Here is a 26,262-nt window from a genome sequence, read left to right as displayed (position 1 = left end):
CCCGCCGGCTGTTCGTCCGGCACATGCACGGCACATGCGTAGGGGCGGCCGGAACCCCGTGCAGTGGGCGGGGCCCGGCCGCCCCATCCCTCTCCGTGCCGCTCTCGGGGGGAATCAAGAGCGACACGGAGAGAGGTCCGGGGAGCGGTGGGTCGCGGTTGTCGGCGCCCGGTCGGGCGGTCGGCCTGCGTCCGTACAGCACGAACCCGGTGCTCATCCAGCGCACGGTCGGCGCGAAACGTCACCCGGCCGGGACAGTGCGGGTCGCGTACCGCCGTTCCGGGCGCCGTGTCCACGGGTCGCCGACGAGCTGTCACGCCGACCCGGCCCCGACACGGGTACATGGGTGTCCCCGACCCGGCGCACCTCTCGGACCTGCGGCGACGACCCGCGCGCCGTCGGCGACCGCGCGACGGGGCCCGGCCGCGACGGGAGGGGCGCCTGGTGCGTGGTGACACTTCTGTGAGAACGGACGCTGAGAAAGATGGGGGCCATCGATGCGACCGGAACGCTTCGGGCGGTACGGACTCGCTATGAACCCGGTACGAACGAGGACACTCTTGGGCCAGGTACGGCAACCCCGGCGCGTACAGGCGTACGACGGGGAATTGGGCGCGGCAGTCGCGCGGGCCCAGGAAGGCGATGAGACCGCTTTCGCTCGCGCCTACCGGATCGTGCAGCCGGGCCTGCTCGGGTATCTGCGCGGATTCGTCGGCGACGACGCGGAGGACGTGGCGTCCGACGCCTGGCTGGAGATTGCCCGCGATCTCGGACGGTTCAAGGGGGACGGAGCCGGGTTCCGCGGCTGGACGGTGACCATCGCCCGGCACCGGGCACTGGACCATCTGCGCCGCCAGCGGGTGCGGCCCCGGCCGGGGGGGATCGAGCAGGACGTGCTGGACCTGCCCGGCCCGCACAGCACCCATGAACAGGCCCTGGAGTCCCTCTCCACCGAGCGGGCCCTGGAACTGGTCCGCGGACTCCCGCGGGACCAGGCCGAGGCCGTTCTCCTGCAGGTCGTCGTCGGCCTTGGCGGTCCCGCCAGCGCACGCGTCCTCGGAAAACGCCCTGGAGCGGTGCGCACCGCCGCCCACCGAGGCCTGAAACGCCTCGCCCGCCAACTGGGCATCGACGGCGAGGCGGACGAGGGTGTGACGGATGAGGCTTCCCGAACGCTAGGGGGGGTCGAAATGAACCAGAGCGGCGACAGTCGCCGACGGGCAGGCATCAGATCCGGTGCCCCGAACGAATCGAACCGGTCGAACAGGAACGGAAGCGGACATGGGTGAACGGCTGAGCGGTGACGGAGCTCTGGGCCGTCGGCGTGTGCACCCTGGCGGCACCGTGTCCGGTCCGCGGGACGTACGGGACGACGCCGCGCTGGAAAGCGCGCTGGCCGCCGTCATCCGCGGAGGCGATCTCGACCCCGAGGCGGAGCAGCGGGCCGTGGCCGCCTTCCGCACCGCCCACGCCGCGGGCGCGCACCGGGCGCGTACCCGGCGCCGGGACGACTGGCGCCCGGCTGCGGAGCGGCGGGCCGGGCGCTCGGTGAAGATGACGTTCGGCGTTGTATTCGCCAGCCTCACTCTGGGTGGAGTCGCGGTCGCGGCCATCGGCTCCGCCGGCTCGTCCACGGACGGTGCCGGGGACGGACGGGGGACCGCGCACCCCTCGGCGGTCGCCCCGGACCGGCCGGGCGATGCGGCCTCGTCGGCCTCCGACGGCGGCCCCGGAGCGACGGACGGCCCGGCCACCGCCAAGGACACCGAGGCCCACTGCCGCGCCTACGAACAGGTCAGGGACCGCGGCAAGGCGCTCGACGCGACGGCCTGGCAGCGGCTCGTCGCGGCCGCCGGCGGCAAGGACAAGGTCGCCGCCTACTGCTCCGAGCAGCTGGCGCGAGCGACGGCGACGCCGAGCAGGCCGGACAGCACGGGCAAACCCAGCGGGGGCGCCGCAGACGCAGAGAACGGCACGGCGGGAAGCACCAGCACCTCCGGCAACAACCCCGGCGGCACGGACAACACCGCCGGGAACGGCCAGGCAAGCGGCGACAAGGACAGCGGGAAGCACAAATAGCCCCACCGCGCCCACTCCGTGCCCGTAGGGGATGGACCACCACGGCCGACAGCGGTGCGATCAGCCGGATGACGCGAAGGCCGACGGAGTCGGCGACGCGGCGCGATACACATCGCGGGAAGCGGCATGCACGGCGGCGGCGGTTCTTCGTCTCGTCGTCGTAGAGCACGCCGCGCCGTCGTTGCGTGTGCTGCGGGACGTGGATGCTGTGGCGCGCCTTCACCGCGAGCGAGCCGAACACCAACACGTCGGCGACATCACGTGTCTTCCCATCGGGGACGGTCAATTCCTCTCTATGGCAACGATGTTGGACCTGCATTCCAAGCCGCTCACGGGCTGGTCGATCGCCGACCACATGCGCACCGAGCTGGTCACCGACGCGCTCGGAGCTGCCGCCCGCACCCGCGGCGGCAGCCTGGCCGGAGCGATCTTCCACAGCGACAACGGCGCGCGATACGCGTCGAAGGAGTTCGCAAACGTGCGCCGCAGGCTCGGCGTGGGACCCGCTCGCCGCTGCCGCACAGCAAACGGCGTCCACACTTCGGGGGGGGAAGCCCCCGTATCAAGCGGGGCGAGTATGCGACCAACTGGGCTCAGCTCGTCGAACTTCCGGCAGTCGAGCGGCCCAAACCGCTGGGACCCCGGAGCGGGTCGGGGAGCGGAAACGGACCGGCGAGAAGCCTGGGCCGGTCATGGCCTGGCCCCCGGAGCAAACGGGCCAGTTCCTCGACATCGTGAGCTCCGGCCGTCTGTACGCCCTCTGACACACGTTCATCTTCCTCGGCCGGCGGCGCGGTGGGCTGTGCGCCTTGCCCCGGCCAGAAGTCAGCCTCACAGCTCTGTGAATGCGGATCTCCGCGCAGACAGTCGAGGTCGCCTACCGGGTGTACGGCGAGCCACCGAAAGCCGACAGCGTCCGTACGATCTCCATGAGCTCCGAGTCGGCCGCGGTTCTCCGGGCCTGGAAGAGCAAGCAGGACCAGGAGCGCGAACAGTGGTCCGGCGAGAACGCCTGGGTGGAGACGAACCGTGTCTTCACGCAGGAGAGCGGGGAGCCGTACCACCCGGACTGGATCAGCCGGCGGTTCAAGCGCCTGGTGGAGCTGTCCGGGCTCCCGCCTGTCCGCCGCCAAGATCCCTCAAGTCAGCCGACCCACCAGCTAGGTTGCAGGTCAGATCGTTTCTTCACGCGGACCGTGAGAGTGGGGCGGGTGGGACTCGAACCCACGGCCGACGGATTATGAGTCCGCTGCTCTAACCGGCTGAGCTACCGCCCCATGCGGCGTGTCGCGCACATTTGTGCGCGCCGTCTGCCGCAGCATAGCCGCTCATACGATCTCCTGCTTCGGATGGTCGGCATCGCACGACCATGAGGACTTCGGCGCGGCCCACGCGGTTCCCGCAGACATGAAAAAGGACCCCTGAGGGGCCCTCTTCCGCTGCTCTCCCGACTGGACTCGAACCAGTAACCTGCCGGTTAACAGCCGGCTGCTCTGCCAATTGAGCTACAGGAGATCGAGCTCCCCCGACTGGACTCGAACCAGTAACCTGCCGGTTAACAGCCGGCTGCTCTGCCAATTGAGCTACGGAGGAATGCCTCGTTGCATCGAACGCACCTACCTGGGTATTCGCCAGGGGGCGTGCGCTCGCTGCGACACATACATTAGCGCAAGCAGGGGGGGTGCTCCCAATCGGTTCCCCCCGCACCGATGCCGACGCAAGGGAAGGGTGGCCGTCATGCGCTACCGGCTCACATTCGTCGCCGGACTGGCCCTGGGTTACGTGCTCGGCACGCGCGCCGGGCGCGAGCGCTACGAGCAGCTGAAGAAGTCCGCGCGTGAGGTCGCCCAGAACCCGGCGGTGCGCAACACCGCGGAGACCGCCGCCCAGCAGGGCCGCGAGTTCGCGGGCAAGGCGTACCACGCGGTGAGCGAGAAGGTGGGCGACCACGTCCCCGACTCGGTGGCCGAGCGGGTGCGCTCCCTGCGCGAGCGGAACACCAACGGCACCGGCGAGGACGACTGGGGCACCAGCAACACCTAGGGCCGGCAACACCCAGGGCCGGCCTTTCCGACCACGCCCGGGGCGCGAGCTCCGACCCCGCCGCGCCCACGCGGCGCCGTCATGCCCCGGCGTACGGCAGAATTTGCGCCATGGGGATAGTCGCCGGGTTGGACAGCTCGCCCGATTTCACTCGTATCGTCGTCTGCGACACGGATACGGGTGCCGTGCTCAGGCAGGGGTATGCGCCGCATCCGGTGGAAGCCACCGAGGGCGGCGGGCGTCCTTCCGACGTCGATCCACAGGCCTGGCTGCTGTCCCTGGGCGAGGCCGCCGGCGGCGGACTGCTCGAAGGTGTGCAGGCCATCGGCGTCTCGGCACAGCAGAACGGCCTGGTCCCGCTGGACGCGCAGGGCAACACGGTGCGGCCGGCCCTGGTGGGCGGCGACAAGCGGGCGCAGGTCGCCGCGGCCGATCTCATCGACGCACTCGGCGGACGCGAGGCATGGGCGCAGGCCGTGGGCTGTGTGCCCCAGGCCGCGCAGCCGGTGACCAAACTGCGCTGGCTGAACAAGACCGAGCCGGAGGCCGCGCTGCGGACCACCCTGCTCATGCAGGCCCACGACTGGCTGGTCTGGCAACTGCTCGGGCGCCCGGTGCGCAGGACCACGGACCGGGGCGGGGCCTCCGGAACCGGCTACTGGTCGGCGGCCACCGGCGCATACCGGCCGGATCTCGTCGAGCTGGCGCTCGGGCACCAGGCGTCGCTGCCGGACGTGCTCGGCCCGTCCGACGCGGCCGGTACGACGCCGGAGGGGCTGCTGATCTCCGCCGGGACCGGCGAGACGATGGCGGCGGCCTTCGGGCTCGGCATCGGGCTCGGGGACGCCGTGGTGTCACTGGGCGCCTCCGGGTCCGTGATGGCCGTACACCCCGAGGCACTGGTGGACTCCACCGGCATGATCACCTCCCTCGCGGACGCCACCGGCATGCATCTGCCGGTCGTCACCACGCTCAATGCCGTACGGGCACTGCGCGGCGCCGCCGAACTCCTCGGCGTGTCCGATCTGGAGGGCCTGTCCGACCTGGCGATGAAGTCCACTCCGGGCGCCCACGGACTCGTACTGCTGCCCTATCTGGAGGGCGAGCGGACGCCGAGTCTGCCGCACACCGCGGGGACGCTGTCCGGGCTGCGACGGGAGTCGATGCGGCCCGAGCATCTGGCGCGGGCCGCCTTCGAGGGGATGCTCTGCGGGCTCGCGGACGCGCTGGACGTGCTGCGCGGGCGCGGTGTCGACGTACGGCGGATCTTCCTCCTGGGACCCGCCGCCGAGCTGCCCGCCGTCCAGGCTGTCGCGCCCGCGCTGTTCGGGGCGCAGGTCGTCGTGCCGCAGCCCGCGGACTACGCGGCGCTCGGCGCGGCCCGGCAGGCGGCCTGGGCCCTCGGCGTCTCGCAAGGGACGCTCGACCCGCGGCTGCCTCCCGTCTGGCAGGGTGCGGTCGCCCAGGTGCTGGAGCCGGGTGAGGAACTCGCCGTGGGGCAGGCCGTACGACAGCAGTACGTCTCCGTACGCGAACAGACGCATCCGGGGGCGTTCCGGGCGTGACGCGCCCCAGCGGCCTACGTCAGAGGTCTGAGGTCTTGTCCACTCTTGGCCCGCAGTTGGGTTAATCAGTTGAGGTAACACGGGTGGAGTGTTCGACGATAGGGGGTGCTGCACCACCCCTCGCTGCCGATCGACCACTGATCGTGCATCGATCGCCCTGCCGTCGTCGACTCCGAGAGACCCCGCGTGCTCATACGACTCCTTCGGACCCATCTCAGTCCGTACAAGAAGCCCATCTCCCTGCTGGTGCTGCTGCAGTTCCTGCAGACATGCGCCACTCTGTACCTGCCCACTCTCAACGCGCACATCATTGACAACGGTGTCGTGAAGGGGGACACGGGCTACATCCTGTCCTTCGGCGCCGTGATGATCGGAATCTCGCTGGCGCAGGTGGTCTGCAACACAGGAGCCGTCTACTACGGCGCCCGTACCGCGTCGGCGGTGGGCCGCGACATCCGGGCCGCCGTCTTCGACCGCGTCCAGTCCTTCTCGGCGCGCGAGGTCGGTCATTTCGGGGCGCCCTCGCTGATCACCCGCACCACCAATGACGTCCAGCAGGTGCAGATGCTCACCCTGATGACGTTCACCCTGCTGGCGTCGGCGCCGATCATGTGCGTGGGCGGCATCATCCTGGCCCTCGGCCTGGACGTGCCGCTGTCCGGGGTGCTCCTGGCCGTGGTACCGGTCCTCGGCGTCTCCGTGGCCCTCATCGTGCGCAGGCTGCGCCCGCTGTTCCGCACCATGCAGGTCCGCCTGGACACCGTGAACCGGGTGCTGCGCGAGCAGATCACCGGCAACCGCGTGATCCGTGCCTTCGTGCGCGACGACTACGAGAAGGACCGTTTCCGGGGCGCGAACACCGAGCTGACCAAGGTGTCTCTCGGCACCGGGCGGATGCTGGCGCTGATGTTCCCGATCGTCATGACCGTGGTGAACCTGTCGTCCATCGCGGTCGTCTGGTTCGGCGCTCACCGCATCGACAGCGGCGGCATGCAGATCGGCGATCTGACGGCGTTCCTCGCCTACCTCATGCAGATCGTGATGTCCGTGATGATGGCCACCTTCATGTTCATGATGGTGCCGCGCGCGGAGGTCTGCGCCGAGCGCATCCAGGAGGTCCTGGCCACGGACAGCAGCGTGGTGCCTCCCACCGCGCCCGTCCTGGAGCTGCGGCGCCACGGCCACCTGGAGATCCGCGGGGCCGGGTTCCGCTACCCGGGTGCCGAGGAGCCGGTGCTCAAGGCCATCGACCTGGTGGCGCGGCCCGGCGAGGTGACCGCCGTGATCGGATCCACCGGCAGTGGCAAGTCGACGCTGCTCGGGTTGGTCCCCCGCCTGTTCGACGCCACCGACGGGGAGGTGCTCGTCGACGGCGTGGACGTCGCGACCATCGAGCCCAAGCTGCTGGCCAGGACGGTCGGCCTCGTCCCGCAGAAGCCCTACCTCTTCGCGGGCACGGTCGCCACGAACCTGCGCTACGGCAACCCGGACGCGACCGACGAGGAGCTGTGGCACGCGCTGGAGGTGGCGCAGGCCAAGGGCTTCGTGAAGGCTCTCGAAAACGGCCTGGACTCGCCGATCGCGCAGGGCGGCACGAATGTGTCGGGCGGCCAGCGCCAGCGCCTGGCCATCGCCCGCACCCTCGTGCAGCGCCCCGAGATCTACCTCTTCGACGACTCCTTCTCGGCGCTCGACTACGCGACCGACGCGGCGCTGCGGGCGGCGCTCGCCGAGGAGACCGCCGAGGCGACCGTCGTGATCGTCGCCCAGCGGGTGTCGACCATCCGGGACGCCGACCGGATCGTGGTCCTCGACGAGGGCCGGGTCGTCGGCACCGGGCGCCACCACGAACTGATGGCGGACAACGACACCTACCGGGAGATCGTGCTCTCCCAGCTGACGGAAGCGGAGGCTGCCTGATGGCGGGGCCCATGGGACGCATGATGGCCGGGGGCGGCCCCGATCAGCGCTCGATGGATTTCAAGGGGTCCGGCAAACGGCTCCTCGCACAGTTCAGGCCCGAGCGCACCACGATGTACACGATGCTGGTCGCCGTCGTGCTGAGCGTGGGCCTCTCGGTGGTCGGCCCGAAGATCCTCGGCAAGGCCACCGACCTGGTCTTCGCGGGCATCATCGGGCGGCAGATGCCGTCCGGCGCCAGCAAGGCCGAGGTGCTCGCGTCCATGCGGGAGCGCGGCGAGGGCGGCATGGCCGACATGCTCGCGGGGACGGACTTCACCCCGGGCAAGGGCATCGACTTCAACGCGGTCGGCGAGGTGCTCGGGCTCGCGCTCGTGGTGTTCGTGCTGGCCGGGCTGTTCATGGCGGTGGCGACCCGGCTGGTGAACCGGGCGGTCAACAAGACCGTGTACCGGCTGCGTGAGGACGTCCAGGCGAAGCTGTCGCGGCTTCCGCTGTCGTACTTCGACAAGCGGCAGCGCGGTGAGGTGCTCAGCCGGGCGACGAACGACATCGACAACATCGGGCAGACGCTCCAGCAGTCGATGGGCCAGCTCATCAACTCACTGCTCACCATCGTCGGAGTGCTCGCGATGATGTTCTGGGTCTCCCCGCTGCTCGCCCTGGTCGCGCTGGTCACGGTCCCCCTCTCCTTCTTCGTCGCCACGCGCGTCGGCAAGCGGTCGCAGCCGCACTTCGTGCAGCAGTGGCGCACCACCGGCAAGCTCAACGCGCACATCGAGGAGATGTACACCGGGCACACCCTGGTCAAGGTGTTCGGGCGGCAGGAGGAGTCGGCGGCGCAGTTCGCCGAGCAGAACGAGCAGTTGTACGAGGCCGGGTTCAAGGCGCAGTTCAACAGCGGGGTCATGCAGCCGCTGATGATGTTCGTGTCGAACCTGAACTATGTGCTGGTGGCGGTGGTCGGCGGTCTGCGCGTCGCGTCCGGCTCCCTGTCCATCGGTGACGTGCAGGCCTTCATCCAGTACTCCCGCCAGTTCTCGATGCCGCTGACGCAGGTCGCGTCGATGGCGAACCTGGTGCAGTCGGGTGTCGCCTCGGCCGAGCGCATCTTCGAACTCCTCGACGCGGACGAGCAGGAGACCGACCCGGTCCCGGCGGCCCGTCCCGACGAGCTGCGCGGTCGGGTGGCGCTGGAGAACGTGTCCTTCCGGTACGACCCCGAGAAGCCGCTGATCGAGGATCTGTCGCTGAAGGTGGAGCCCGGGCACACGGTGGCCATCGTCGGCCCGACCGGCGCCGGCAAGACGACGCTCGTGAACCTCCTGATGCGGTTCTACGAGGTCACGGGCGGGCGCATCGCTCTCGACGGGGTCGACATCGCGACCATGTCCCGCGACGAACTGCGGGCCGGGATCGGGATGGTGCTCCAGGACACCTGGCTGTTCGGGGGCACGATCGCCGAGAACATCGCGTACGGGGCCGGAGTAGAAGGAGCGGCGCGAAGCGCCTCCGGCAAGGGCGGTGGCGGGCGACGGGTGGGCGTCACGGCCGGAGAGATCGAGGAGGCGGCGCGGGCCGCTCACGCGGACCGGTTCATCCGTACGCTGCCCGACGGGTACGACACCGTGATCGACGACGAGGGGACCGGCGTCAGCGCGGGTGAGAAGCAGCTGATCACGATCGCTCGGGCGTTCCTTTCGGATCCGGTGATCCTCGTTCTCGACGAGGCGACGAGTTCGGTGGACACCCGTACGGAGGTGCTGATCCAGAAGGCGATGGCGAAGCTCGCGCACGGGCGGACGTCGTTCGTCATCGCGCACCGTCTGTCGACGATTCGCGATGCCGACACCATCCTCGTGATGGAGAACGGTTCGATCGTCGAACAGGGCGCCCACGCGGAGCTGCTCGCCGCGAACGGGGCCTACGCGCGGCTGTACAAGGCCCAGTTCGCCGAGGCGGTGGCCGAGGTGGACTGAGTTCCTCGCCCCCTCCGCCCCTGCCCGTCCCGTACCTGGGGCTCTGCCTCAGGTACGGGACGGGCAGTTCCCCGCGCCCCTTTTCAGGGGCGCGGGGAACTGCGCAATCTTTTGGCGGGGTCTGGGGGCGCAGCCCCCAGGTACGGGAATGGGCAGGGGCGGAGGGGGCGAATACAACGTCTTTCCCGGCCCTCAGTCCAGGTAGCCCCGTAGCTGGTCCGCGAAGGCGTGGTCCCGGAGCTTGTTCAGGGTCTTGGACTCGATCTGGCGGATACGTTCGCGGGTGACGCCGAAGATGCGGCCTATTTCCTCCAGGGTGCGAGGGCGCCCGTCCGCGAGGCCGTACCGGAGTTGGACGACCTTGCGTTCGCGCTCGCCCAGCGTGGACAGAACCGCCTCCAAGTGCTCCCTGAGCAGGAGGAAGGCCGCGGACTCCACCGGGCTCGTCGCGTCACCGTCCTCGATCAGGTCGCCGAGGGCGACGTCGTCCTCCTCCCCCACGGGCGCGTGGAGCGAAACCGGCTCCTGGGCCAGGCGCAGGACTTCGCTGACACGCTCGCTGGGAAGGTCGAGTTGCGCGGCGACCTCCTCGGGGGTGGGCTCGTACCCGCGCTCCTGCAGCATGCGCCGCTGGACGCGGACCACCCTGTTGATCAGCTCGACCACGTGCACCGGGACGCGAATCGTACGGGCCTGGTCGGCGAGCGCACGCGACATGGCCTGCCGGATCCACCAGGTCGCGTACGTGGAGAACTTGTAGCCACGGGCGTAGTCGAACTTCTCGACGGCCCTGATGAGCCCGAGGTTCCCCTCCTGGACCAGGTCGAGCATGGTCAGTCCCCGCCCCACGTACCGCTTGGCGACGGAGACGACGAGCCGCAGGTTCGCCTCGATGAGCCGGCGCTTGGCCATGCGGCCCATGACGACCAGCTTGTCCAGGTCGAGGGCGAGCTGACTGTCCAGGTCGGGGGTGAGACGCAGCTTCTCCTCGGCGAAGAGTCCGGCCTCGACCCGGCGGGCGAGCTCGACCTCCTCGGCCGCGGTGAGCAGCGGAATGCGGCCGATCTCCCGCAGGTACTGACGGAACAGGTCGGACGAGGGACCACCGGTGTCGGCCGTACGGCCGCGGGGCAGTTCGACGGGCTCGGGGGCCTCGGCCTCGACCTCGGGGGCCCCGACGGCGCTCATGGGCGGCTCGTCCGGCCCGGGCGGGCCCTCCGGCTCCGTCTCGGGGTGGTGCGCGGCACGGCTCTGCGGGGGGACCGCTGTGACGACGTCGGTATCCGCGTCCGTGTCGGTGGTGTTGTCGGTCTGGGTGAGGGTCTGGGTCTGCACGGGGGCGACCTCCAGGAATGTCGCTGCTGAGGCGTGCGGCAGCGGTACGTCGGGGATGGGGTCGACGGCCTCGCCGCTGTCCATCCCGTAGTCATTTAGCGGAACCGCGGGGATCGGGAACCCGTCGCGTGCGGGTCGGCCGCGCTCCGAGGACTCAGGCACCGGAACCCAGTGTGGAGTACGACACATCGCCGCCACGAGGGGCGTGCGGTGACTTTTTGCGTCCGGTCCGTGACCGCGCGGTTACCGTGCCGTACGAGTGCGCAGCTCACCGGGCGCGAAACAGATTGCCGGGCGCGAAACAGATTGAAGGGCGTACCGGATTTGGCATCTGCGCCCCGCGCCGTGCATCGGGGCCCAGGGGCCTCAGAGCGCCTCCGCACCCCGCTCGCGCAACGCCTGCCCGTACTGCTGCAGCACCCACAGCTCGTTCTGCACGGCTGCCAGCTGCGCCGGGTCACCGTGGGCGCTCTGCCGGGCCAGGGAGCCCTGGACGTCCCGGATACGGCGGTCGACGGCGCGGCGGCGGACCATGACGAGCTGGTCGCCCGCGTAGCCCTCGTCGACGGTCTTGCGCATGATCGCCTCGACAGCCAGCTCGGTGACCATCGCACGCACCACGTCGTCCGGGGCGGCCTCACGGACCCGGACCAGATACTCCTGGGAGTCCTGGACGCCGTACTCGGCGCCACCCGCCTCCATGATCGCCTGGCGCACGGCCGCGTACGGCTGTGCGGTGAACTCGTCGATCCCGTACGCGTCGAACGCCGGGGACACCAACTCCGGCCGCTGGAGAGCGAGTTTGAGCAGCTCGCGCTCGGTGGCGAAGACGGGGTTGCGGAGGTTGAGCGCCGGGCCGCCGACGGGTGCCTGGACGGCGGCGTACGTCTGCTGGGCGCGCTGCCCGGTCGGCGCCGGGCCCTTGCCGCCGCGGTCGCGGGCCCAACGGGCCAGCTGGGCCACCCGCTTGACCACGAACTGGGTGTCGAGGATGCCGAGCATGCCGGCGAGCTGCACGGCGACCTCGTGCTGCGCACCGCTGTTCTTGATGCGGGCGACGATGGGCGCCGCCTCGTCCAGGGCGGCCGCGCGCCCCGCCGGCGTCTCCAGGTCGTAGCGCAGGACGATCTGGCGCAGCGCGAACTCGAAGAGCGGGGTGCGGGGTTCGACCAGGTCGGCGACCGCCTCGTCGCCCTTGGCGAGGCGCAGCTCGCAGGGGTCCATGCCGTCCGGGGCGATCGCGATGTACGTCTCCGCCGCGAACTTCTGGTCGTCCTCGAAGGCGCGCAGGGCCGCTTTCTGGCCGGCCGCGTCGCCGTCGAAGGTGAAGATCACGCGCGCCGAGCCGTTGTCCATCAGCAGTCGGCGGAGGATCTTGATGTGGTCGCCGCCGAACGCCGTGCCGCAGGTCGCGATCGCGGTCGTGATCCCCGCCAGATGGCAGGCCATCACGTCCGTGTAGCCCTCGACCACGACCGCCCGGCTGCTCTTGGCGATCTCCTTCTTGGCGAGGTCGATGCCGTACAGGACCTGGGACTTCTTGTAGATCGCCGTGTCGGGCGTGTTCAGGTACTTGGGCCCGTTGTCCGACTCGTACAGCTTCCTCGCGCCGAAACCGACGACATCGCCGCCGATGTCGCGGATCGGCCACATCAGGCGGCCACGGAAGCGGTCGATGGGGCCGCGGCGGCCCTCCTGGGAGAGGCCGGAGAGGAGCAGTTCCTTGTCGGTGAAGCCCTTGCCGCGCAGATAGCGGGTGAGGTGGTCCCAGCCCTGGGGGCTGTAGCCGACGCCGAAGTGGGCGGCGGCCGCCTGGTCGAAGCCGCGCTCGGCGAGGAAGGTGCGTCCCGTGTCGGCCTCGGCGCTGGTGCCGAGCTGCTCGATGTAGAACTGCGCGGCCGCCTTGTGCGCCTCGACCAGGCGGATGCGCTCGCCGCGCTGGTGGGAGGGGTTGTACCCGCCCTCCTCGTACCGCAGCGTGATGCCCGCCTGGCCGGCGAGGCGCTCGACGGCCTCCGAGAAGGAGAGGTGGTCGACCTTCATCACGAACGTGATGGTGTCGCCGCCTTCCTGGCAGCCGAAGCAGTGGAAGAGTCCCTTGCTCGGGCTGACCTGGAAGGACGGTGACTTCTCGTCGTGGAACGGGCACAGGCCCTTGAGGTTGCCGCCGCCCGCGTTGCGCAGCTGGAGGTACTCGGACACCACGGCGTCGATCGGGACCGCGTCCCGAACAGCCTTCACGTCCTCGTCGTTGATCCTTCCAGCCACGCGTGAATTCTACGGTGAGGCTGTGACAGTCGAGCGCCGCCGTCGGTCAGGGGACCAGGCTGTCCAGCGGAACGTGCGGGTCGGCCAGTGCCTCGGTGTCCACCTGGGCCCGGGATCGGATCAGGCGTTGGATCGGCTCCGTGACGTCCCACACATTCACGTTCATCCCGGCCAGCACCCGACCGTCCTTCTCCCAGAAGGCGATGAACTGCCGCTTGCCCGCGTCTCCCCGGATCACCACCTGGTCGTAGGAGCCCGGAGGCGCCCACCCCGAGTACTCCATCCCCAGGTCGTACTGATCGGTGAAGAAGTACGGCACCCGGTCGTAGGTCACCTCGCGCCCCAGCATCGAGCGCGCCGCGGCCGGTCCGCCGTTGAGCGCGTTGGCCCAGTGCTCGACGCGCAGCCGGGTGTCGAAGAGGGTGTGGTGGAAGGCCGCCACGTCACCGGCAGCGTAGATGTCGGGGTCGGAGGTGCGCAGCCGCTCGTCGACCACGATGCCGCCGCCGTGCGCGCGGTCGGCGAGGGTGAGGCCCGCGGCCTCGCCGAGGGCGGTGCGCGGGGCCGCGCCGATGGCCGCGAGGACGTCGTGGGCGGGGTGCTCCTCGCCGTCGTCGGTGCGGGCGGCGAGCACCATGCCGTCCTGGCCGACGATCTCGGTGAGCCGGCGGCCGAAGTGGAAGCGGACGCCGTGCTCGCGGTGCAGTTCGGCGAAGACCTGGCCGAGCTCGGGGCCGAGGGCCGCGTGCAGCGGAGTCGGCCCGTGCTCGACGACGGTGACCTCTGCGCCGTACTCCCTGGCCGCTGCCGCGACCTCCAGGCCGATCCAGCCGGCGCCCGCGATCACGAGATGCCCGTTGTCACGGCCGAGGGCGGCGAGGACGCCCTTCAGCCGCTCGGCGTGCGCGAGGCGGCGCAGGTGGTGGACGCCCGCGAGGTCGGTGCCCGGGATGTCGAGCCGGCGCGGCTCGGCGCCGGTCGCGAGGAGCAGCTTGTCGTAGTGGACGAGGGTGCCGTCGTCACCGAAGCGGACGGTCTTCGCGCTGCGGTCGATGGCGTCGACCGTCTGGCCGAGGTGCAGCTCGATGTCGTTCCGCGCGTACCACGCGGGTTCGTGCACGAAGACGCTGTCGCGCTCCTCCTTGCCGAGGAGATAGCCCTTGGACAGCGGCGGGCGTTCGTAGGGGTGGTCGCGTTCGTCGCAGATCAGTATCACGCGGCCGGTGAAGCCCTCCCCTCGGAGCGTCTCGGCCGCCTTCGCGCCGGCGAGACCTCCTCCGACGATGACGAATGTCTGATCCGCGTCGACCACTTGATGCCTCCTCGTAAGGATGTCGCCACATGCGAGCGTCCCGCACAGAGCGTGATGCGGGAAGAGGTAGTGGCCCGATCAGGCCACGCAGGGTCACACTCCTCCGCCCCCATGGGAACCCCTGATGAGCCTGAGGTGCAGGGAACGCGCCGAGGCATCGGTGAGCGAAGCGATCTGGTCGACGATCACGCGCTTACGGGCACGGTCGTCGAACGCGTCGTCGAACAGCGCCCGGAACTGCGGATCCAGGCCGTCGGGCGCGCGGGCCGTGAGCGCCTGAGCCAGTTCGGCGACGACGATCCGCTGGTCGGCGCGGAGCCGCTCCTGCTCGGCGCGCTGCATGACGTACCGGTCGGCGACGGCTTTGAGCACGGCGCACTCGTGGCGCGCACCGCGGGGGACGACCAGCTCCGCCGCGTACCGCGTGAGCCGTCCGCTGCCGTACGTCGCGCGCGTGGCGCCCTCCGCCGCCAGGCAGAAGCGGCCGATGAGCTGGCTGGTGGCGTCCTTCAACCGGGCCTGCGCGACGGCCGATCCGTCGTACCCGTGCGGCCACCACTCCTGGTCCAGGAGCCGGTCGAGGGCCTCGGACAGCTCTGCGGGGTCCGTGTCCGCGGGCACGTACCGTCCGATGGCCACCGCGAAGATCTCCTGCCGCTCGGGCTCCGCGTGCAGGCAGTTGGGGTCGATGTGGCCCGCGTGCAGACCGTCCTCGACGTCGTGCACCGAGTACGCCACGTCGTCCGACCAGTCCATGACCTGGGCCTCGAAGCACGTACGGGTGCCGGGGGCGCCCTTGCGGACCCAGTCGAAGACCGGCCGGTCGTCCTCGTAGACCCCGAATTTGGGCGACTTGGGGTCGGTGGGGTGCGCGCCGCGCGGCCAGGGGTACTTGGTGGCGGCGTCGAGGGCGGCACGGGTGAGGTTGAGCCCGACGCTGACGAGGTCGCCGCCCGCCGCGCCGGCGGCCGATGTCACAGCGTCCGAGCGGACGAAGCGCTTGGGCTCGATACGGGTGAGCAGGCGCAGGGACTGTGCGTTGCCCTCGAACCCCCCGCAGTCCTCCGCGAACTCGTTCAACGCCTGTTCGCCGTTGTGCCCGAAGGGCGGGTGCCCGAGGTCGTGGGAGAGGCAGGCCGCCTCGACCAGGTCGGGGTCGCAGCCGAGGGCCGCGCCCAGTTCCCGGCCGACCTGGGCGCACTCCAGGGAGTGGGTCAGGCGCGTGCGGGGGCTGGCGTCCCAGACCTGACTCCGGGTGCCCGGGGTGACGACCTGGGTCTTGCCCGCGAGGCGTCGCAGGGCGGCGGAGTGCAGCACGCGCGCGCGGTCGCGCTGGAAGGCGGTGCGGCCGGGGCGTTTGTCGGGCTCGACGGCGAAGCGCTCGACACCGGACTCGTCGTACGCCTGCCGTCCGTCGTGCGCCGCGTGGTTCTCGTATGCCTGGGGTGCCTTCGGTGCGATGCCTTCCATGCCACCGACAGTAAACGCACGCAGTGACAATCGGGACGTACTCGGCGGTGGCGAAAGGGGTGGAGCCGTGCGGTTCAGGCCGAGGCCAGTGCGCGCTCCGCAGCGGGTTCGGGGATCGCGGCGGCCTGGTCGTAGCGGTGCAGGACGAGGCGGGCCATCGCCGGGTGGTCGCCCAGCGGATCGGCGGCGATCCAGGGGGCGGCCTCGGCGCACTCGGTGGCGAAGCGGCCGGGGGCGGTGAAGTACGAGGCGACGGCGACCCGGTGACGGCCGCGGGCGGCGAGGGCACGCAGGGCCGCGGGGACGGTGGGCGCGGCGGCGGACGCGTACGCGGGGACGACGGGCACACCGAGGCGTTCGGCGAGCAGCTGGGCGGTGCGGCGGGTGTCGAGGGCCGCGTCGGGGTCGCGGGAACCGGCGGCGGCGAGCACGACTCCGCTCGCGCGGCGGGCGCTGTCGCTCGTTCTGGTGCGCCATCCGGCCTCGACGAGCCGCGCGTACAGCGTCTCCACGAGCAGCGGGTGCGGGCCGAGCGGGGCGGCGACGCGGGTGCGCACGTCGGCCGCGGCGGCCGCGGCTTCGGGGATGTCGTGCTTGACGTGGTAGCCGCGGCTGAGCAGCAGCGGCACGAGGACGGCGTCCTCCTTGCCGCCGAGGGAGGCGAGCGTGTCGGTCAGCAGGGGCTCGTTCAGCTCGATGTGGCCCAGGTGCACGGACAGGTGAGGGCGCAGCTCGCGGATCCGCTCGATCAGGGTGCGTACGGTGCTCAGCGCGCGCGGGTCGCGGCTGCCGTGCGCCACGAGGACGAGCGCGGGCGCTGCCGGGCGGCGGGTGCCGTTGAGCGAGACGAGGCTGAGCTGACTGCCGAGCTGGCTGGTGATCCGGTTCATGATTTGCGCCGTACTGTCGAGGTGACTGTCTGGGTGGGCACCCCGCGGCGGCCGCCCACCGGGGCGGTGGCGGGACTCGTCGCGAGGAGGGTTCGACGCCGTCATGGACCGATCCTGGCGGCAGGAGGTTGCCGGGCCGTTGCGCGGGCATGACGGGTGTTTTCCGAGGGTTCACGATGGGATGCACGGGGTGTGTGAGCTTTCGTGACCTGCGGAGATACGCCGCGAGTGAATCTGGTCACTCTTCCGGCCGCGAACCGGATCACCGCACGCCGCGTCCTCCATGGGCGAGGCCACCTGGGGAGGGGACCGTACCAATGCGCCATCCGAAGCTGCGTACGTTGCTGAAACCGCGCAGGCCGCGCATGCCACGGCTGCCGCGCACGCGTACCGGACAGCGGCGGGCCGTGCAGGGGATCATGCTGCTGTGCGTCCTGGCGCTGCTGCCGGCGACCTGGATGTACGTGGTGACCGGTGACCGGCTGCGCACGACGGCGGACGCCCCGCGCACCGAGGTCGCGGTGGTCTTCGGCGCCGGCCTGTGGGACGGCGAGCCCTCGCCGTACCTCGCCCACCGGCTCGACGCGGCGGCGAAGCTGTACCGGGCGGGCCGGATCGAGGTGGTCCTCGTCACCGGCGACAACAGCCGCGAGGACTACGACGAGCCGGACGCGATGCGGGCCTATCTGACCAAGCGCGGCGTGCCGGACGGGCGGATCGTCAGCGACTACGCCGGTTTCGACACGTGGGACTCCTGCGTCCGCGCGAAGAAGATCTTCGGCGTCGACCGGGCCGTGCTGATCAGCCAGGGCTTCCACATCCGCCGCGCCGTCGCGCTGTGCCAGGCGGCGGGTGTCTCGTCGTACGGCATCGGTGTCGACGCGAAGCACGACGTCACCTGGTACTACGGGGGTGCGCGGGAGGTGTTCGCGGCCGGGAAGGCCGCGCTGGACGCGGTGTTCCAGCCCGACCCGCGGTTCCTGGGGCCGAAGGAGTCGGGGGTTGCCCGGGCGTTGGACGCGGGACGGTAGGGGGTTGCCGCGGTGGGTCTCACCGGCTCCGCCCTGACGGGCCGATCAGGCGGACCCTCACTGCGGGCCGTACCCGGCCGGGAGGTCACCGTCCCGCCCGTGTAACGCTCGCCGCCCCGGCACGTAACACGCCCGACGCACGCTGAGCGGTATGAACACCTCCGCGACGCCGACCCACTGCCCGTACTGCGCCCTGCAGTGCGGGATGAATCTGTCGCCCGCGCCCGGCGGGGGCGTCGAGGTGAGCGAGCGCGCGGACTTTCCGGTGAACCGGGGCGCGCTGTGCAGCAAGGGCCGTACGGCGCCCGAGGTGCTCTCGTCCCGGGTGCGGCTGGCCTCCCCGCTGGTCCGCAACGCGGGCGTTCTGGAGCCCGCGACCTGGGGCGAGGCGCTCGACCGGATCGCAGAAGGGCTGTCCCGCACGCGTACGGAGCATGGCCCGGACGCGTGCGGGGTGTTCGGCGGGGGCGGACTGACGAACGAGAAGGCGTACGCGCTCGGGAAGTTCGCCCGCGTCGTCATGGGCACCTCACAGATCGACTACAACGGACGCTTCTGCATGTCGTCCGCGGCGGCGGCCGGCATCAAGGCCTTCGGCCTCGACCGGGGGCTGCCCTTCCCGCTGGAGGACATCCCGAGGACCGGCTGTGTGATCCTCGTCGGCTCCAACCTCGCCGAGACGATGCCGCCCGCGCTGCGCTACCTCACCGAGCTGAAGGAGAACGGCGGCACGCTGATCGTCGTCGACCCGCGCCGCACCCGTACGGCCGAGCAGGCGGACCTGCATCTGGCGCCGCGCCCGGGTACGGACCTGGCGCTCGCGCTGGGGCTGCTCCACCTGATCGTCGCCGAGGGGCGTACGGACGAGGAGTACATCCGGGCCCGTACGAGCGGCTGGGAGGAGGCGCGGGCCGCGGCCATGGCGCACTGGCCCGAGTACGTGGAGCGGATCACGGGGGTGTCCGTTCCACAACTGCGCGAAGCCGTACGGCTGTTCTGCGAGCCGGAGGCCGCCATGGTGCTCACCGCGCGCGGGCCCGAGCAGCAGTCCAAGGGCACGGACACCGTGGGCGCGTGGATCAACCTGTGTCTCGCGACGGGCCGCTCGGGGCGTCCGCTGTCCGGGTACGGCTGCCTGACCGGGCAGGGCAATGGGCAGGGCGGGCGCGAACACGGCCAGAAGGCCGACCAGCTGCCCGGCTACCGCAAGCTGACGGACCCGGCGGCGCGACGCCACGTCGCCGAGGTGTGGGGGGTGGACCCGGACTCGCTGCCGGGGCCCGGGCGGAGCGCGTACGAGCTCCTCGACGCGATGGGGACGGACATCCGCTCACTGCTGTTGATGGGCTCGAACCCGGTGGTGTCCGCGCCGCGCGCCGCGCACATCGAGCGGCGTCTGAAGTCCCTGGACTTCCTGGCGGTCGCGGACGTCGTCCTCTCCGAGACGGCCGCCCTCGCGGACGTCGTCCTGCCGGTGACGCAGTGGGCCGAGGAGACCGGCACGACGACGAACCTGGAGGGCCGGGTGCTGTTGCGCCGCCAGGCGATCACCCCGCCGGACGGGGTACGCAGCGACCTGCACGTCCTGCACGAACTCGCCGCCCGACTGGGTGTGGAGAAGGGCTTCCCGGTGAACCCGGAGGAGGTCTTCGACGAGCTGCGCAGGGCGAGCGCGGGCGGGGCGGCGGACTACTCGGGGATCACCTACCGGCGGCTCGCAAAGGAGGGCGGGGTGTTCTGGCCGTGCCCGGCGCCGGCCGGCGCGGAGGGCCCCGGCGACTGCGAGGACGCCTCACTGGACGTACTTCCGGACGATCCGGCCGAGGACACCTCGGCCGAGCTCCTCCCGGACACCCCGGGCGAGGACGACGTCCCGGGCGGCGCCCACCCGGGCACCCCCCGCCTCTTCCTCGATCGTTTCGCCACCGAGGACGGCCGGGCGTGCTTCGTTCCGGTGTCCCATCGGGCGGCGGCCGAGGAGCCGGACGAGGAGTACCCGGTCCTGCTGACCACCGGCCGTGTGGTCGCGCAGTACCAGTCGGGTGCGCAGACCCGGCGGGTCGACGAACTCAACGCCGCGGCGCCCGGGCCCTTCGTGGAGATGCATCCGCGGCTGGCCGAGCGCCTCGGGGCGGCGGACGGGGACGCGGTGGCGGTGGTGTCACGGCGTGGCCGGGCCGTCGCGCCGGCCCGGATCACGACCACCATCCGCCCCGACACCGTGTTCATGCCCTTCCACTGGCCGGGCGAGGGCCGGGCCAACACGCTGACCAATCCGGCCCTCGACCCGACCTCCCGGATGCCGGAGTTCAAGACCTGCGCGGTGCGGGTGGAGTCGGTGAAGTAGGGGTATCGGTCCGGAAGTTGGCATCCCGGGCACGCGGCGCCGCCGTGCACGGGCACCGGAGTGGGGTTGCCGTCGGGGTGGGTTCGCTCGCCGGCGCCTGCAGGGTGCCTCCCCCACTGCCCTGATGGCGTGGGAGTACCCCCAGTGCCCACCCTCCCCAAGTACTCGGCTTCGCTCGAACAAGGGGGACCCCCAACGCCCCTAGGGGGCTTCTGATGGATCTCCGCGGCGTCGCGACGCCCGGCACGCATGCCCGCAGCTACGACGACTGCGGCGAGCGCCACTCCCCGCCCTCGATGGGCCTGCCCCGGCCCCGCAATCGCGCGGCGACGCCGGGCGCGGCCACGTACACCCAGGCCCGTACGACGGTCCCGTCCGCGCGGGTCACGTCCCGCGCCACGCGCTCGTACAGGTTGCGGGGGTCGCCCGGCACGTACTCCTCCAGCCGATCGAGTGCGGCGAGCAACTCCCCGTACGCCTCGGGCGAGGCGGTGACCACCTCCCCGCACACGACTCCTCCGGGTTCCTCCACGGCGTACGGATATCCGGGCCCGTCGTACAGCACGACCCCCCGCATGCGTCCCGGCTCCTCGGACTCCGTGCGCCCGCGCAGGAACAGGTCGTGGTTGTGCTCGCCGGGACGCAGGGTGCCGTAGACGAAGAAGGGCAGTTCCACCTCGTTCAAGAAGCGGTCTCCTCCTCCAGCCAGCGCAGATAGTCCGCGCTCCCCCGGACGACCGGCGTCGCGACGATCTCAGGGGTGTCGTAGTCGTGCGCCTCGCGCAGATACGCCTCCAGCGCGTCGTACCGGGCACCCGTCGTCTTGAACAGCACCTGCCACTCGGCGGCGGTCTCGACGGCCCCCTTCCAGCGGTACACCGACGTCACCGGCCCGGAGATCTGCGCACAGGCCGCGGCCCGCGCCTCCACCGCTCCGCGGGCGAGGGCCTCCGCCTTCTCGACGGCATCGGTCGTGGTCAGCACGGTCAGCCAGCCGTCCGTGGCCATGATCGGCCTCCCTTTCGAGTCCTTGCCATGGCCCCGCCGGAGCCCTTCGCAGAAACGATTCTCGCCCCTCGCCACACCCTCACACACCCACACACATCCGCCAGTGCGCGCTATGGACATGACATGTCATGGACCTTTAAATCTGAGTCAACTTCTGCGCCGCCCCCACGCGACCCCACGCGCCCCGAGGCGCCTTCCCTAGGAGACCGATGAGTCGGATACGACACATCCGAGGTTCCCGTTTCGCCACCGCCGGCGTGGCCGCTACCACCGCCACCCTGCTGGCCGCCGCGCTCGCCCCCACAGCGAGTGCGGACGCCAGGCCGAGCCGGGCCACCGCGATCAGCAACGCCGTATCGGCGCTGACCGCCCAGGCCGCGAGCCTGGGCCTCACCTCGGACCAGGGCACCAGCGTCCGCGACGTGGTCGTCGACGCGGACGGCAGCCAGCATGTGCGCTACGACCGGACGTACCACCAACTCCCTGTACTGGGCGGCGACTTCGTTCTCCATCTGGCGCCGAACGGCTCGTATCGCGGCGCGAACCGGGCCACGAAGCGCACCATCTCCGTACCGACGATCACCCCTGCCGTCCTGGCCCCGCAGGCCGCCGATCTGGCCACGAACGCGCTGCGTGCCGCGAACGCCGGCGAGCTGCTGCGCAAGGTGACGGCCAAGCCCCAGCTCGTCGTCGACGCCCTGCACGGCGCGCCCAAGCTGGCCTGGCGCACCGACGTGGCGGGCCAGGACTCGCTGGGCAACCCGGTGGCCCGCACGGTGTTGACCGACGCCCGCACCGGCCGGCAGATCGACGCGTGGGACAGCATCGAGACCGCGAGCGGCGACGGAAAGTCCCTCTACAGCGGAACGGTCCCGCTGGAGACGACGCTCTCCGGATCGACGTACCAGCTCAAGGACCCGACGCGGGGCAACACCTACACGGGCGACGCCGCGAACAAGACGGACCTCTGCATCCTGGGGGTCTGCATCAGCCGCGCCCCCGCGACCCTCTTCACCGACGCGGACAACCACTGGGGTACCGGCACGACGGCCGACCGCTCCTCGGCCGCCGTCGACGCGCAGTACGGCACCAACGAGACCTGGGACTACTACAAGAACGTCCACGGCCGCAACGGCATCGCGGGCGACGGCAAGGGCTCGTACAACCGCGTGCACTACGGCACCGACTACAACAACGCCTTCTGGGACGACACCTGCTTCTGCATGACGTACGGGGACGGTGACGGGACGACGTTCGGCCCGCTCGTCGCGCTGGACGTGGCGGGGCACGAGATGTCGCACGGTGTCACGTCGAAGACGGCGGGGCTGACGTACTCGGGCGAGTCCGGCGGGCTCAACGAGGCGACCTCGGACATCTTCGGCACGATGGTGGAGTGGTACGCGAACAACTCCTCCGACCTCGGCGACTACCTCATCGGCGAGAAGATCGTCCGCCCGGGCTTCGGCAAGACGGCCCTGCGCTACATGGACAAGCCGTCGAAGGACGGCAACTCGGCGGACTGCTGGAGCAGTTCGGTGGGGAACCTGGACGTGCACTACTCCTCGGGCGTGGCCAACCACTTCGCGTACCTGCTGTCGGAAGGCAGCGGCGCGAAGACCATCAACGGCGTCGGCTACAACTCCCCGACGTGCAACGGCTCCACGGTGACAGGCATCGGCCGGGACAAGGTCGGAAGGATCTGGTACCGCGCGCTGACCGTCTACATGACGTCCTCGACGAACTACGCGGGCGCCCGCACGGCCACCCTGAACGCGGCGAAGGACCTGTACGGGGCGGGCAGCACGGAGTACAACGCGGTGGCGGCTGCCTGGTCGGCGGTGTCGGTCGGCTGATCGGCCCGCCCGGCGGCGGGCGATCGCTCATGGGCAGGCGCCGATAGGATCGCCTGCCCATGAGCGCGAACCCAGGAAACGAGCTGCCCCCGGTCCCGACGGGGCGGGCGACGATGGTCACCGTCCCGGCGGGGCGGGTGACGCTGTCGGACCGGCGCACGCGGCGGAGTTGGCCGGTCGAGGTCGCGCCCTACGAGCTGGCGGCCTTCCCGGTCACGCAGGAGCTGTACGCGCGGATCACGGGTCTGTGGCCGAGTGCCTCCCGTGGGGAGCGGTTGCCCGTCGAGAGCGTTTCGTGGTGGGACGCGGTCCGGTTCTGCAACGCACTGTCCGAGCGCGACGGGTTCACGCCCGCCTACCGCTTCGGCGGTGACGGCGAGCGGGTCGAGTGGGCCGCGTCCGCCGACGGGTACCGGCTGCCGACCGAGGCGGAGTGGGAACACGCCTGCCGTGCCGGAACCACCGGACCGCGGTACGGGCCGCTCGACGAGATCGCCTGGTATCGCGACAACTCGCACGAGACGATCCACGATGTGGGCACCAAGCGGCCGAACCCGTGGGGCCTCCACGACATGATCGGCAATGTCTGGGACTGGTGCTGGGACCTCTACGACCCCGAGGTCTACGGCAGTTACCGCGTGCTGCGCGGCGGCGGCTGGTTCGACGAACACTGGAGCTGCCGCACCTCCGCGCGCCGCCGCAGCCACCCGACCTTCCGGGTCGACGACGTGGGGTTCCGGGTGGCGCGGTCGCTCGCGCACTGAATGACGGTGCCGCTGTCGGACCCGCGCGCAATACTCGCGGTGCTGATGAACCATTCGGGACGTGCGGGGGAACGCGGGTATGGGCGAGGACGGACTGGACGGCCGGCTTGTGACGGCGGTGCGGGCGGGGGACGCGGAGACGGTGCGGGCCCTGCTGGAAGAGGGCGCGGATCCGGACACCGTCGACACGGTGGACACCGAAGGGCTGCCGGTGCTGTGCGTGGCCGTCGCGGCCTACGACGAGCCGGTCACCGAGGCGTTGGTGGAGGGCGGCGCGGACCCCGACCGGGTGCTGCCGGACGGGACCACGCCCCTTTGGCGCTCGATCGACGGCGGCTCCCCGGCGGTCTTCTCGGCCGCGCTGGGCAAGGAGCCCCGGCTGCGGCTTCCGGAAGCCGCTCGTGAACGACTGCTCGCCCTGGCGCGGAGTTGGTACGAGACGGGCCCGGTCGAGGAGCTGCGGCGCAGGACGGGCGCGACGGGTCCCGCCGCGACGGTCCGGGTGCGAGACGACGAGTACGACCGAATCGATCAGGTCTCGCTCGGTGGCCTCTCCGTACGGGCCGGGCACGGCGCCATCCTGACCTCGCTGGAGTGGGCCTTCCGTATCCTGACGCCTGTCGACGAACTGATCACCCGCGCCGTGGGGCGGCCCGAGGATGACGACGCGAACTGGTCGACGGTCCGCTGGATCCTCGGTCAGCGCCGCAGCTACGAGACCTGGTCCGCCGTGGTCGACCATCGCCACCACCCCGACCCGGTCCGCCGCCGGTTCGTGACGGACTACCTGCGGATCACGGCGCTCCTTCGCACCGGCGCCTCCTCCTACGAGAAGAAGGAGGGGGAACTCCTGGCCGTCTGGGCGGCCGAGGAAACCGACAGCGAGGTGCTCGCGCAGGTGCTCGATGTCTTCAACGACCACGAACACCCCGCCCAGCAGGCCATCGGGCTCCGTTACGCCGACCATCCGGACCCCCGCGTACGCCGCCACGTGCCCGACGCCCTCTGCCCGTACGGCACTCCCGTCACGCCGGCGGCCGGGACCGCCTTGCGCACCCTCAGGCGGGACCCGGACCCCGAAGTGCGCATCGCCGCCTGCACGGTGGGCACATGGGACGACGACTTCCTGCCGGAGGCCACCCGGGCGCTGCTCCACCTGGCTCAGGACCCGGATGCCGGCGCGCGGGGTGCGGCCGCGGCGGCACTGGCCGTGTCCGGGGACCGCACGCCCGCCGTCACCGACGCCTTGCTCGCGTTGCTCGACGAGGACAACCAACTGGTCCGCCTGGAGGCCGCCTACGGTCTCGCCAAGCGCGACGATCCACGCACCGAAGAGGCGTACGAGCGGGTGGGACCTCTTCTCGGCGCCGCTTTCGACGAGGACCACCGGGCCAACGAGCTCTGGCAGTGGAGGTGGCGGAGGGAGAAGGCGACCTCCACGCCCTGAGGCCCCGGGTTCTCGGCCACGGGAGATCTCTACGGGGTCTTCCTCGGCGCCACCACGACGACCGGCGGGACGGTGGCGACGTCGACGAGACCGTGGACGACCACGAAGACGATCACGGCGGGAGTGACGCCGGCGGAGCACACTCGCCCCCTCCGCCCTACCCCCCGTACGGCCTCACCCCCTTCGCCTCCCTCAATGCCCGTGCCCACCAGCCCAGTTGGTCCAGCATCACCTTCGCCGCGGCCGCCGGAGCCGCGGCATCGCGCGGCTGCCCCTCCCCGTCGAACGCGGCACCCGAGCCATGGAAGGACACCGTGTCCCGCACCGTCACGGCGTGAAGTTCCGCGAACACCTGGCGAAGGTGTTCGACGGCGCGAAGGCCGCCGGAGACGCCGCCGTACGAGACGAGGGCGACGGGCTTGGCGCGCCACTCGGCGTAGTGCCAGTCGATGAGGTTCTTGAGGCCGGCGGGGAAGGAGTGGTTGTACTCGGGGGTGAGGACGACGAAGGCGTCGGCGGCGGCAAGGGTGGGCGTGACCTTCGCGAGCTCGGCGGCCACCGAGGGGGACGGGGAGTGTGAGAGGGCCGTCGGGAGCTGGACGGAGGCGACGTCGACGACCTCGGGGGCGAAGTCGTCGCGTTCGCGGATCCGGGCCAGCAGCCAGTCGGCGACGACCGGCCCGAAGCGGCCCTCTCGATTGCTGCCGAGGACTACGGCGACCCGCACGGGGGTCTCCGACGTCCGGACGGGAACGGTGGAATCAGCTGTGGCTGTCGTCATGACGCACAGCCTCATACCTCAAGCAACGTTGAGGTCAAGAAGGTCAAGCGGCACAGGCCTCGAGCCGGGCCGCAATCCACGTGCCCCGGACATCCACCCCGGTCACCCGTTCACACCCCCAACCCCCGCCCTTCGGGTTCTCTCCCCCGACACGCCCGCCACACGCCAGT

General features: G+C 71.0%; 20 protein-coding genes, 3 tRNA genes and 1 pseudogene. 12 read left to right on the top strand and 12 right to left on the bottom strand.

Annotated features, from left to right (window positions below; genetic code table 11):
• Window positions 1-560: 560 nt before the first annotated feature.
• From IEY95_RS08505 to IEY95_RS50600, 3 genes and pseudogenes are all read left to right on the top strand, one after another.
• Window positions 561-1,289, top strand: coding sequence for an RNA polymerase sigma factor (locus IEY95_RS08505; RefSeq protein WP_189185445.1), 729 nt, complete (start codon window positions 561-563; stop codon window positions 1,287-1,289).
• The gene (locus IEY95_RS08500; protein ID WP_229702700.1) at window positions 1,282-2,079 is read left to right on the top strand and encodes a hypothetical protein; all 798 of its coding nucleotides are present in this window, start codon (window positions 1,282-1,284) and stop codon (window positions 2,077-2,079) included. The genes IEY95_RS08505 and IEY95_RS08500 overlap by 8 nt, the downstream gene beginning before the upstream one ends.
• A 31-nt stretch (window positions 2,080-2,110) precedes the next feature.
• A pseudogene (locus IEY95_RS50600) lies at window positions 2,111-2,572 on the top strand (DDE-type integrase/transposase/recombinase); the annotation flags it as partial.
• Window positions 2,573-2,956: 384 nt separating this feature from the next.
• Here IEY95_RS50600 and IEY95_RS08490 read toward each other — a convergent pair.
• From IEY95_RS08490 to IEY95_RS08475, 4 genes are all read right to left on the bottom strand, one after another.
• Entirely contained in the window at window positions 2,957-3,169 is a 213-nt protein-coding gene (locus IEY95_RS08490) for a hypothetical protein (protein WP_229702698.1), read from the bottom strand.
• A 113-nt stretch (window positions 3,170-3,282) separates the two neighbouring features.
• Window positions 3,283-3,356, bottom strand: a tRNA-Ile gene (locus IEY95_RS08485).
• A gap of 165 nt (window positions 3,357-3,521) precedes the next feature.
• Window positions 3,522-3,594, bottom strand: a tRNA-Asn gene (locus tag IEY95_RS08480).
• A gap of 5 nt (window positions 3,595-3,599) precedes the next feature.
• Window positions 3,600-3,672, bottom strand: a tRNA-Asn gene (locus tag IEY95_RS08475).
• 144 nt (window positions 3,673-3,816) lie between these two features.
• Here IEY95_RS08475 and IEY95_RS08470 point away from each other — a divergent pair.
• The 4 genes from IEY95_RS08470 (at window position 3,817) to IEY95_RS08455 (ending at window position 9,586) form a co-directional block, all read left to right on the top strand.
• Window positions 3,817-4,122, top strand: coding sequence for a YtxH domain-containing protein (locus IEY95_RS08470; RefSeq protein ID WP_189185241.1), 306 nt, complete (start codon window positions 3,817-3,819; stop codon window positions 4,120-4,122).
• A 110-nt stretch (window positions 4,123-4,232) separates the two neighbouring features.
• Window positions 4,233-5,687 (top strand): FGGY family carbohydrate kinase, encoded by a 1,455-nt coding sequence (locus IEY95_RS08465; protein WP_189185240.1) that lies wholly within the window; start codon window positions 4,233-4,235, stop codon window positions 5,685-5,687.
• A gap of 186 nt (window positions 5,688-5,873) precedes the next feature.
• Window positions 5,874-7,607 carry an ABC transporter ATP-binding protein gene (locus tag IEY95_RS08460; protein ID WP_189185239.1) on the top strand — a complete coding sequence of 578 codons (1,734 nt, stop codon included), beginning with the start codon at window positions 5,874-5,876 and terminating at the stop codon, window positions 7,605-7,607.
• Window positions 7,607-9,586 (top strand): ABC transporter ATP-binding protein, encoded by a 1,980-nt coding sequence (locus tag IEY95_RS08455; protein WP_189185238.1) that lies wholly within the window; start codon window positions 7,607-7,609, stop codon window positions 9,584-9,586. Before IEY95_RS08460 ends, IEY95_RS08455 begins: the two co-directional genes overlap by 1 nt.
• A 192-nt stretch (window positions 9,587-9,778) precedes the next feature.
• Here the strand turns inward: IEY95_RS08455 and IEY95_RS08450 are convergent, their stop codons facing one another.
• The 5 genes from IEY95_RS08450 to IEY95_RS08430 form a co-directional block, all read right to left on the bottom strand.
• Window positions 9,779-11,083: an RNA polymerase sigma factor gene (locus IEY95_RS08450; RefSeq protein WP_189185237.1), complete on the bottom strand. Its 1,305-nt coding sequence runs from the start codon at window positions 11,081-11,083 to the stop codon at window positions 9,779-9,781.
• 204 nt (window positions 11,084-11,287) lie between these two features.
• Window positions 11,288-13,189, bottom strand: a complete 1,902-nt coding sequence (gene dnaG, locus IEY95_RS08445) for a DNA primase (protein ID WP_189185236.1) — start codon at window positions 13,187-13,189, stop codon at window positions 11,288-11,290.
• 46 nt (window positions 13,190-13,235) lie between these two features.
• Window positions 13,236-14,501 carry an NAD(P)/FAD-dependent oxidoreductase gene (locus tag IEY95_RS08440; RefSeq protein WP_189185235.1) on the bottom strand — a complete coding sequence of 422 codons (1,266 nt, stop codon included), beginning with the start codon at window positions 14,499-14,501 and terminating at the stop codon, window positions 13,236-13,238.
• 93 nt (window positions 14,502-14,594) lie between these two features.
• Window positions 14,595-15,971 (bottom strand): deoxyguanosinetriphosphate triphosphohydrolase, encoded by a 1,377-nt coding sequence (locus IEY95_RS08435; protein ID WP_189185234.1) that lies wholly within the window; start codon window positions 15,969-15,971, stop codon window positions 14,595-14,597.
• Between the two features lie 74 nt (window positions 15,972-16,045).
• Entirely contained in the window at window positions 16,046-16,966 is a 921-nt protein-coding gene (locus IEY95_RS08430; protein ID WP_189185233.1) for a sirohydrochlorin chelatase, read from the bottom strand.
• A gap of 212 nt (window positions 16,967-17,178) precedes the next feature.
• On the opposite strand from IEY95_RS08430, the gene IEY95_RS08425 reads away from it, so the two are divergent.
• Together IEY95_RS08425 and IEY95_RS08420 are read left to right on the top strand one after the other, a co-directional pair.
• Window positions 17,179-17,892, top strand: a complete 714-nt coding sequence (locus IEY95_RS08425; protein ID WP_189185232.1) for a SanA/YdcF family protein — start codon at window positions 17,179-17,181, stop codon at window positions 17,890-17,892.
• A 151-nt stretch (window positions 17,893-18,043) separates the two neighbouring features.
• Window positions 18,044-20,239, top strand: a complete 2,196-nt coding sequence (locus IEY95_RS08420) for a molybdopterin oxidoreductase family protein (RefSeq protein ID WP_189185231.1) — start codon at window positions 18,044-18,046, stop codon at window positions 20,237-20,239.
• Between the two features lie 259 nt (window positions 20,240-20,498).
• Here the strand turns inward: IEY95_RS08420 and IEY95_RS08415 are convergent, their stop codons facing one another.
• Together IEY95_RS08415 and cutA are read right to left on the bottom strand one after the other, a co-directional pair.
• Window positions 20,499-20,915 (bottom strand): gamma-glutamylcyclotransferase family protein, encoded by a 417-nt coding sequence (locus tag IEY95_RS08415; protein ID WP_189185443.1) that lies wholly within the window; start codon window positions 20,913-20,915, stop codon window positions 20,499-20,501.
• 5 nt (window positions 20,916-20,920) lie between these two features.
• Entirely contained in the window at window positions 20,921-21,247 is a 327-nt protein-coding gene (gene cutA, locus IEY95_RS08410) for a divalent-cation tolerance protein CutA (RefSeq protein WP_189185230.1), read from the bottom strand.
• A gap of 209 nt (window positions 21,248-21,456) precedes the next feature.
• On the opposite strand from cutA, the gene IEY95_RS08405 reads away from it, so the two are divergent.
• From IEY95_RS08405 to IEY95_RS08395, 3 genes are all read left to right on the top strand, one after another.
• Window positions 21,457-23,100 (top strand): M4 family metallopeptidase, encoded by a 1,644-nt coding sequence (locus tag IEY95_RS08405; protein ID WP_189185229.1) that lies wholly within the window; start codon window positions 21,457-21,459, stop codon window positions 23,098-23,100.
• 113 nt (window positions 23,101-23,213) lie between these two features.
• Window positions 23,214-23,864: a formylglycine-generating enzyme family protein gene (locus IEY95_RS08400; RefSeq protein ID WP_189185442.1), complete on the top strand. Its 651-nt coding sequence runs from the start codon at window positions 23,214-23,216 to the stop codon at window positions 23,862-23,864.
• A 61-nt stretch (window positions 23,865-23,925) separates the two neighbouring features.
• A complete protein-coding gene (locus tag IEY95_RS08395) occupies window positions 23,926-25,311 on the top strand; it encodes an ankyrin and HEAT repeat domain-containing protein (RefSeq protein ID WP_229702694.1) in 1,386 nt (461 codons plus the stop codon).
• A gap of 157 nt (window positions 25,312-25,468) precedes the next feature.
• On the opposite strand, the gene IEY95_RS08390 is transcribed toward IEY95_RS08395, so the two are convergent.
• Window positions 25,469-26,092 (bottom strand): NADPH-dependent FMN reductase, encoded by a 624-nt coding sequence (locus IEY95_RS08390; RefSeq protein ID WP_229702692.1) that lies wholly within the window; start codon window positions 26,090-26,092, stop codon window positions 25,469-25,471.
• Window positions 26,093-26,262 lie beyond the last annotated feature (170 nt).

The sequence above is a fragment of the Streptomyces albiflavescens genome, from assembly GCF_014645835.1.
GTDB lineage: Bacteria > Actinomycetota > Actinomycetes > Streptomycetales > Streptomycetaceae > Streptomyces > Streptomyces albiflavescens.
The sequence above is the reverse complement of the archived record's forward strand: the minus strand, read 5'-3'. Positions and strand labels throughout refer to the sequence as shown.

Coding starts and splice junctions, on each gene's coding strand:
- IEY95_RS08500 (WP_229702700.1), top strand. CDS start 1,282: ATGGGTGAACGGCTGAGCGGTGACGGAGCTCTGGGCCGTCGGCGTGTG.
- IEY95_RS08470 (WP_189185241.1), top strand. CDS start 3,817: ATGCGCTACCGGCTCACATTCGTCGCCGGACTGGCCCTGGGTTACGTG.
- IEY95_RS08465 (WP_189185240.1), top strand. CDS start 4,233: ATGGGGATAGTCGCCGGGTTGGACAGCTCGCCCGATTTCACTCGTATC.
- IEY95_RS08455 (WP_189185238.1), top strand. CDS start 7,607: ATGGCGGGGCCCATGGGACGCATGATGGCCGGGGGCGGCCCCGATCAG.
- IEY95_RS08435 (WP_189185234.1), bottom strand. CDS start 15,971: ATGGAAGGCATCGCACCGAAGGCACCCCAGGCATACGAGAACCACGCG.
- IEY95_RS08430 (WP_189185233.1), bottom strand. CDS start 16,966: ATGACGGCGTCGAACCCTCCTCGCGACGAGTCCCGCCACCGCCCCGGT.
- IEY95_RS08425 (WP_189185232.1), top strand. CDS start 17,179: ATGCGCCATCCGAAGCTGCGTACGTTGCTGAAACCGCGCAGGCCGCGC.
- IEY95_RS08420 (WP_189185231.1), top strand. CDS start 18,044: ATGAACACCTCCGCGACGCCGACCCACTGCCCGTACTGCGCCCTGCAG.
- cutA (WP_189185230.1), bottom strand. CDS start 21,247: ATGGCCACGGACGGCTGGCTGACCGTGCTGACCACGACCGATGCCGTC.
- IEY95_RS08405 (WP_189185229.1), top strand. CDS start 21,457: ATGAGTCGGATACGACACATCCGAGGTTCCCGTTTCGCCACCGCCGGC.
- IEY95_RS08400 (WP_189185442.1), top strand. CDS start 23,214: ATGGTCACCGTCCCGGCGGGGCGGGTGACGCTGTCGGACCGGCGCACG.
- IEY95_RS08390 (WP_229702692.1), bottom strand. CDS start 26,092: ATGACGACAGCCACAGCTGATTCCACCGTTCCCGTCCGGACGTCGGAG.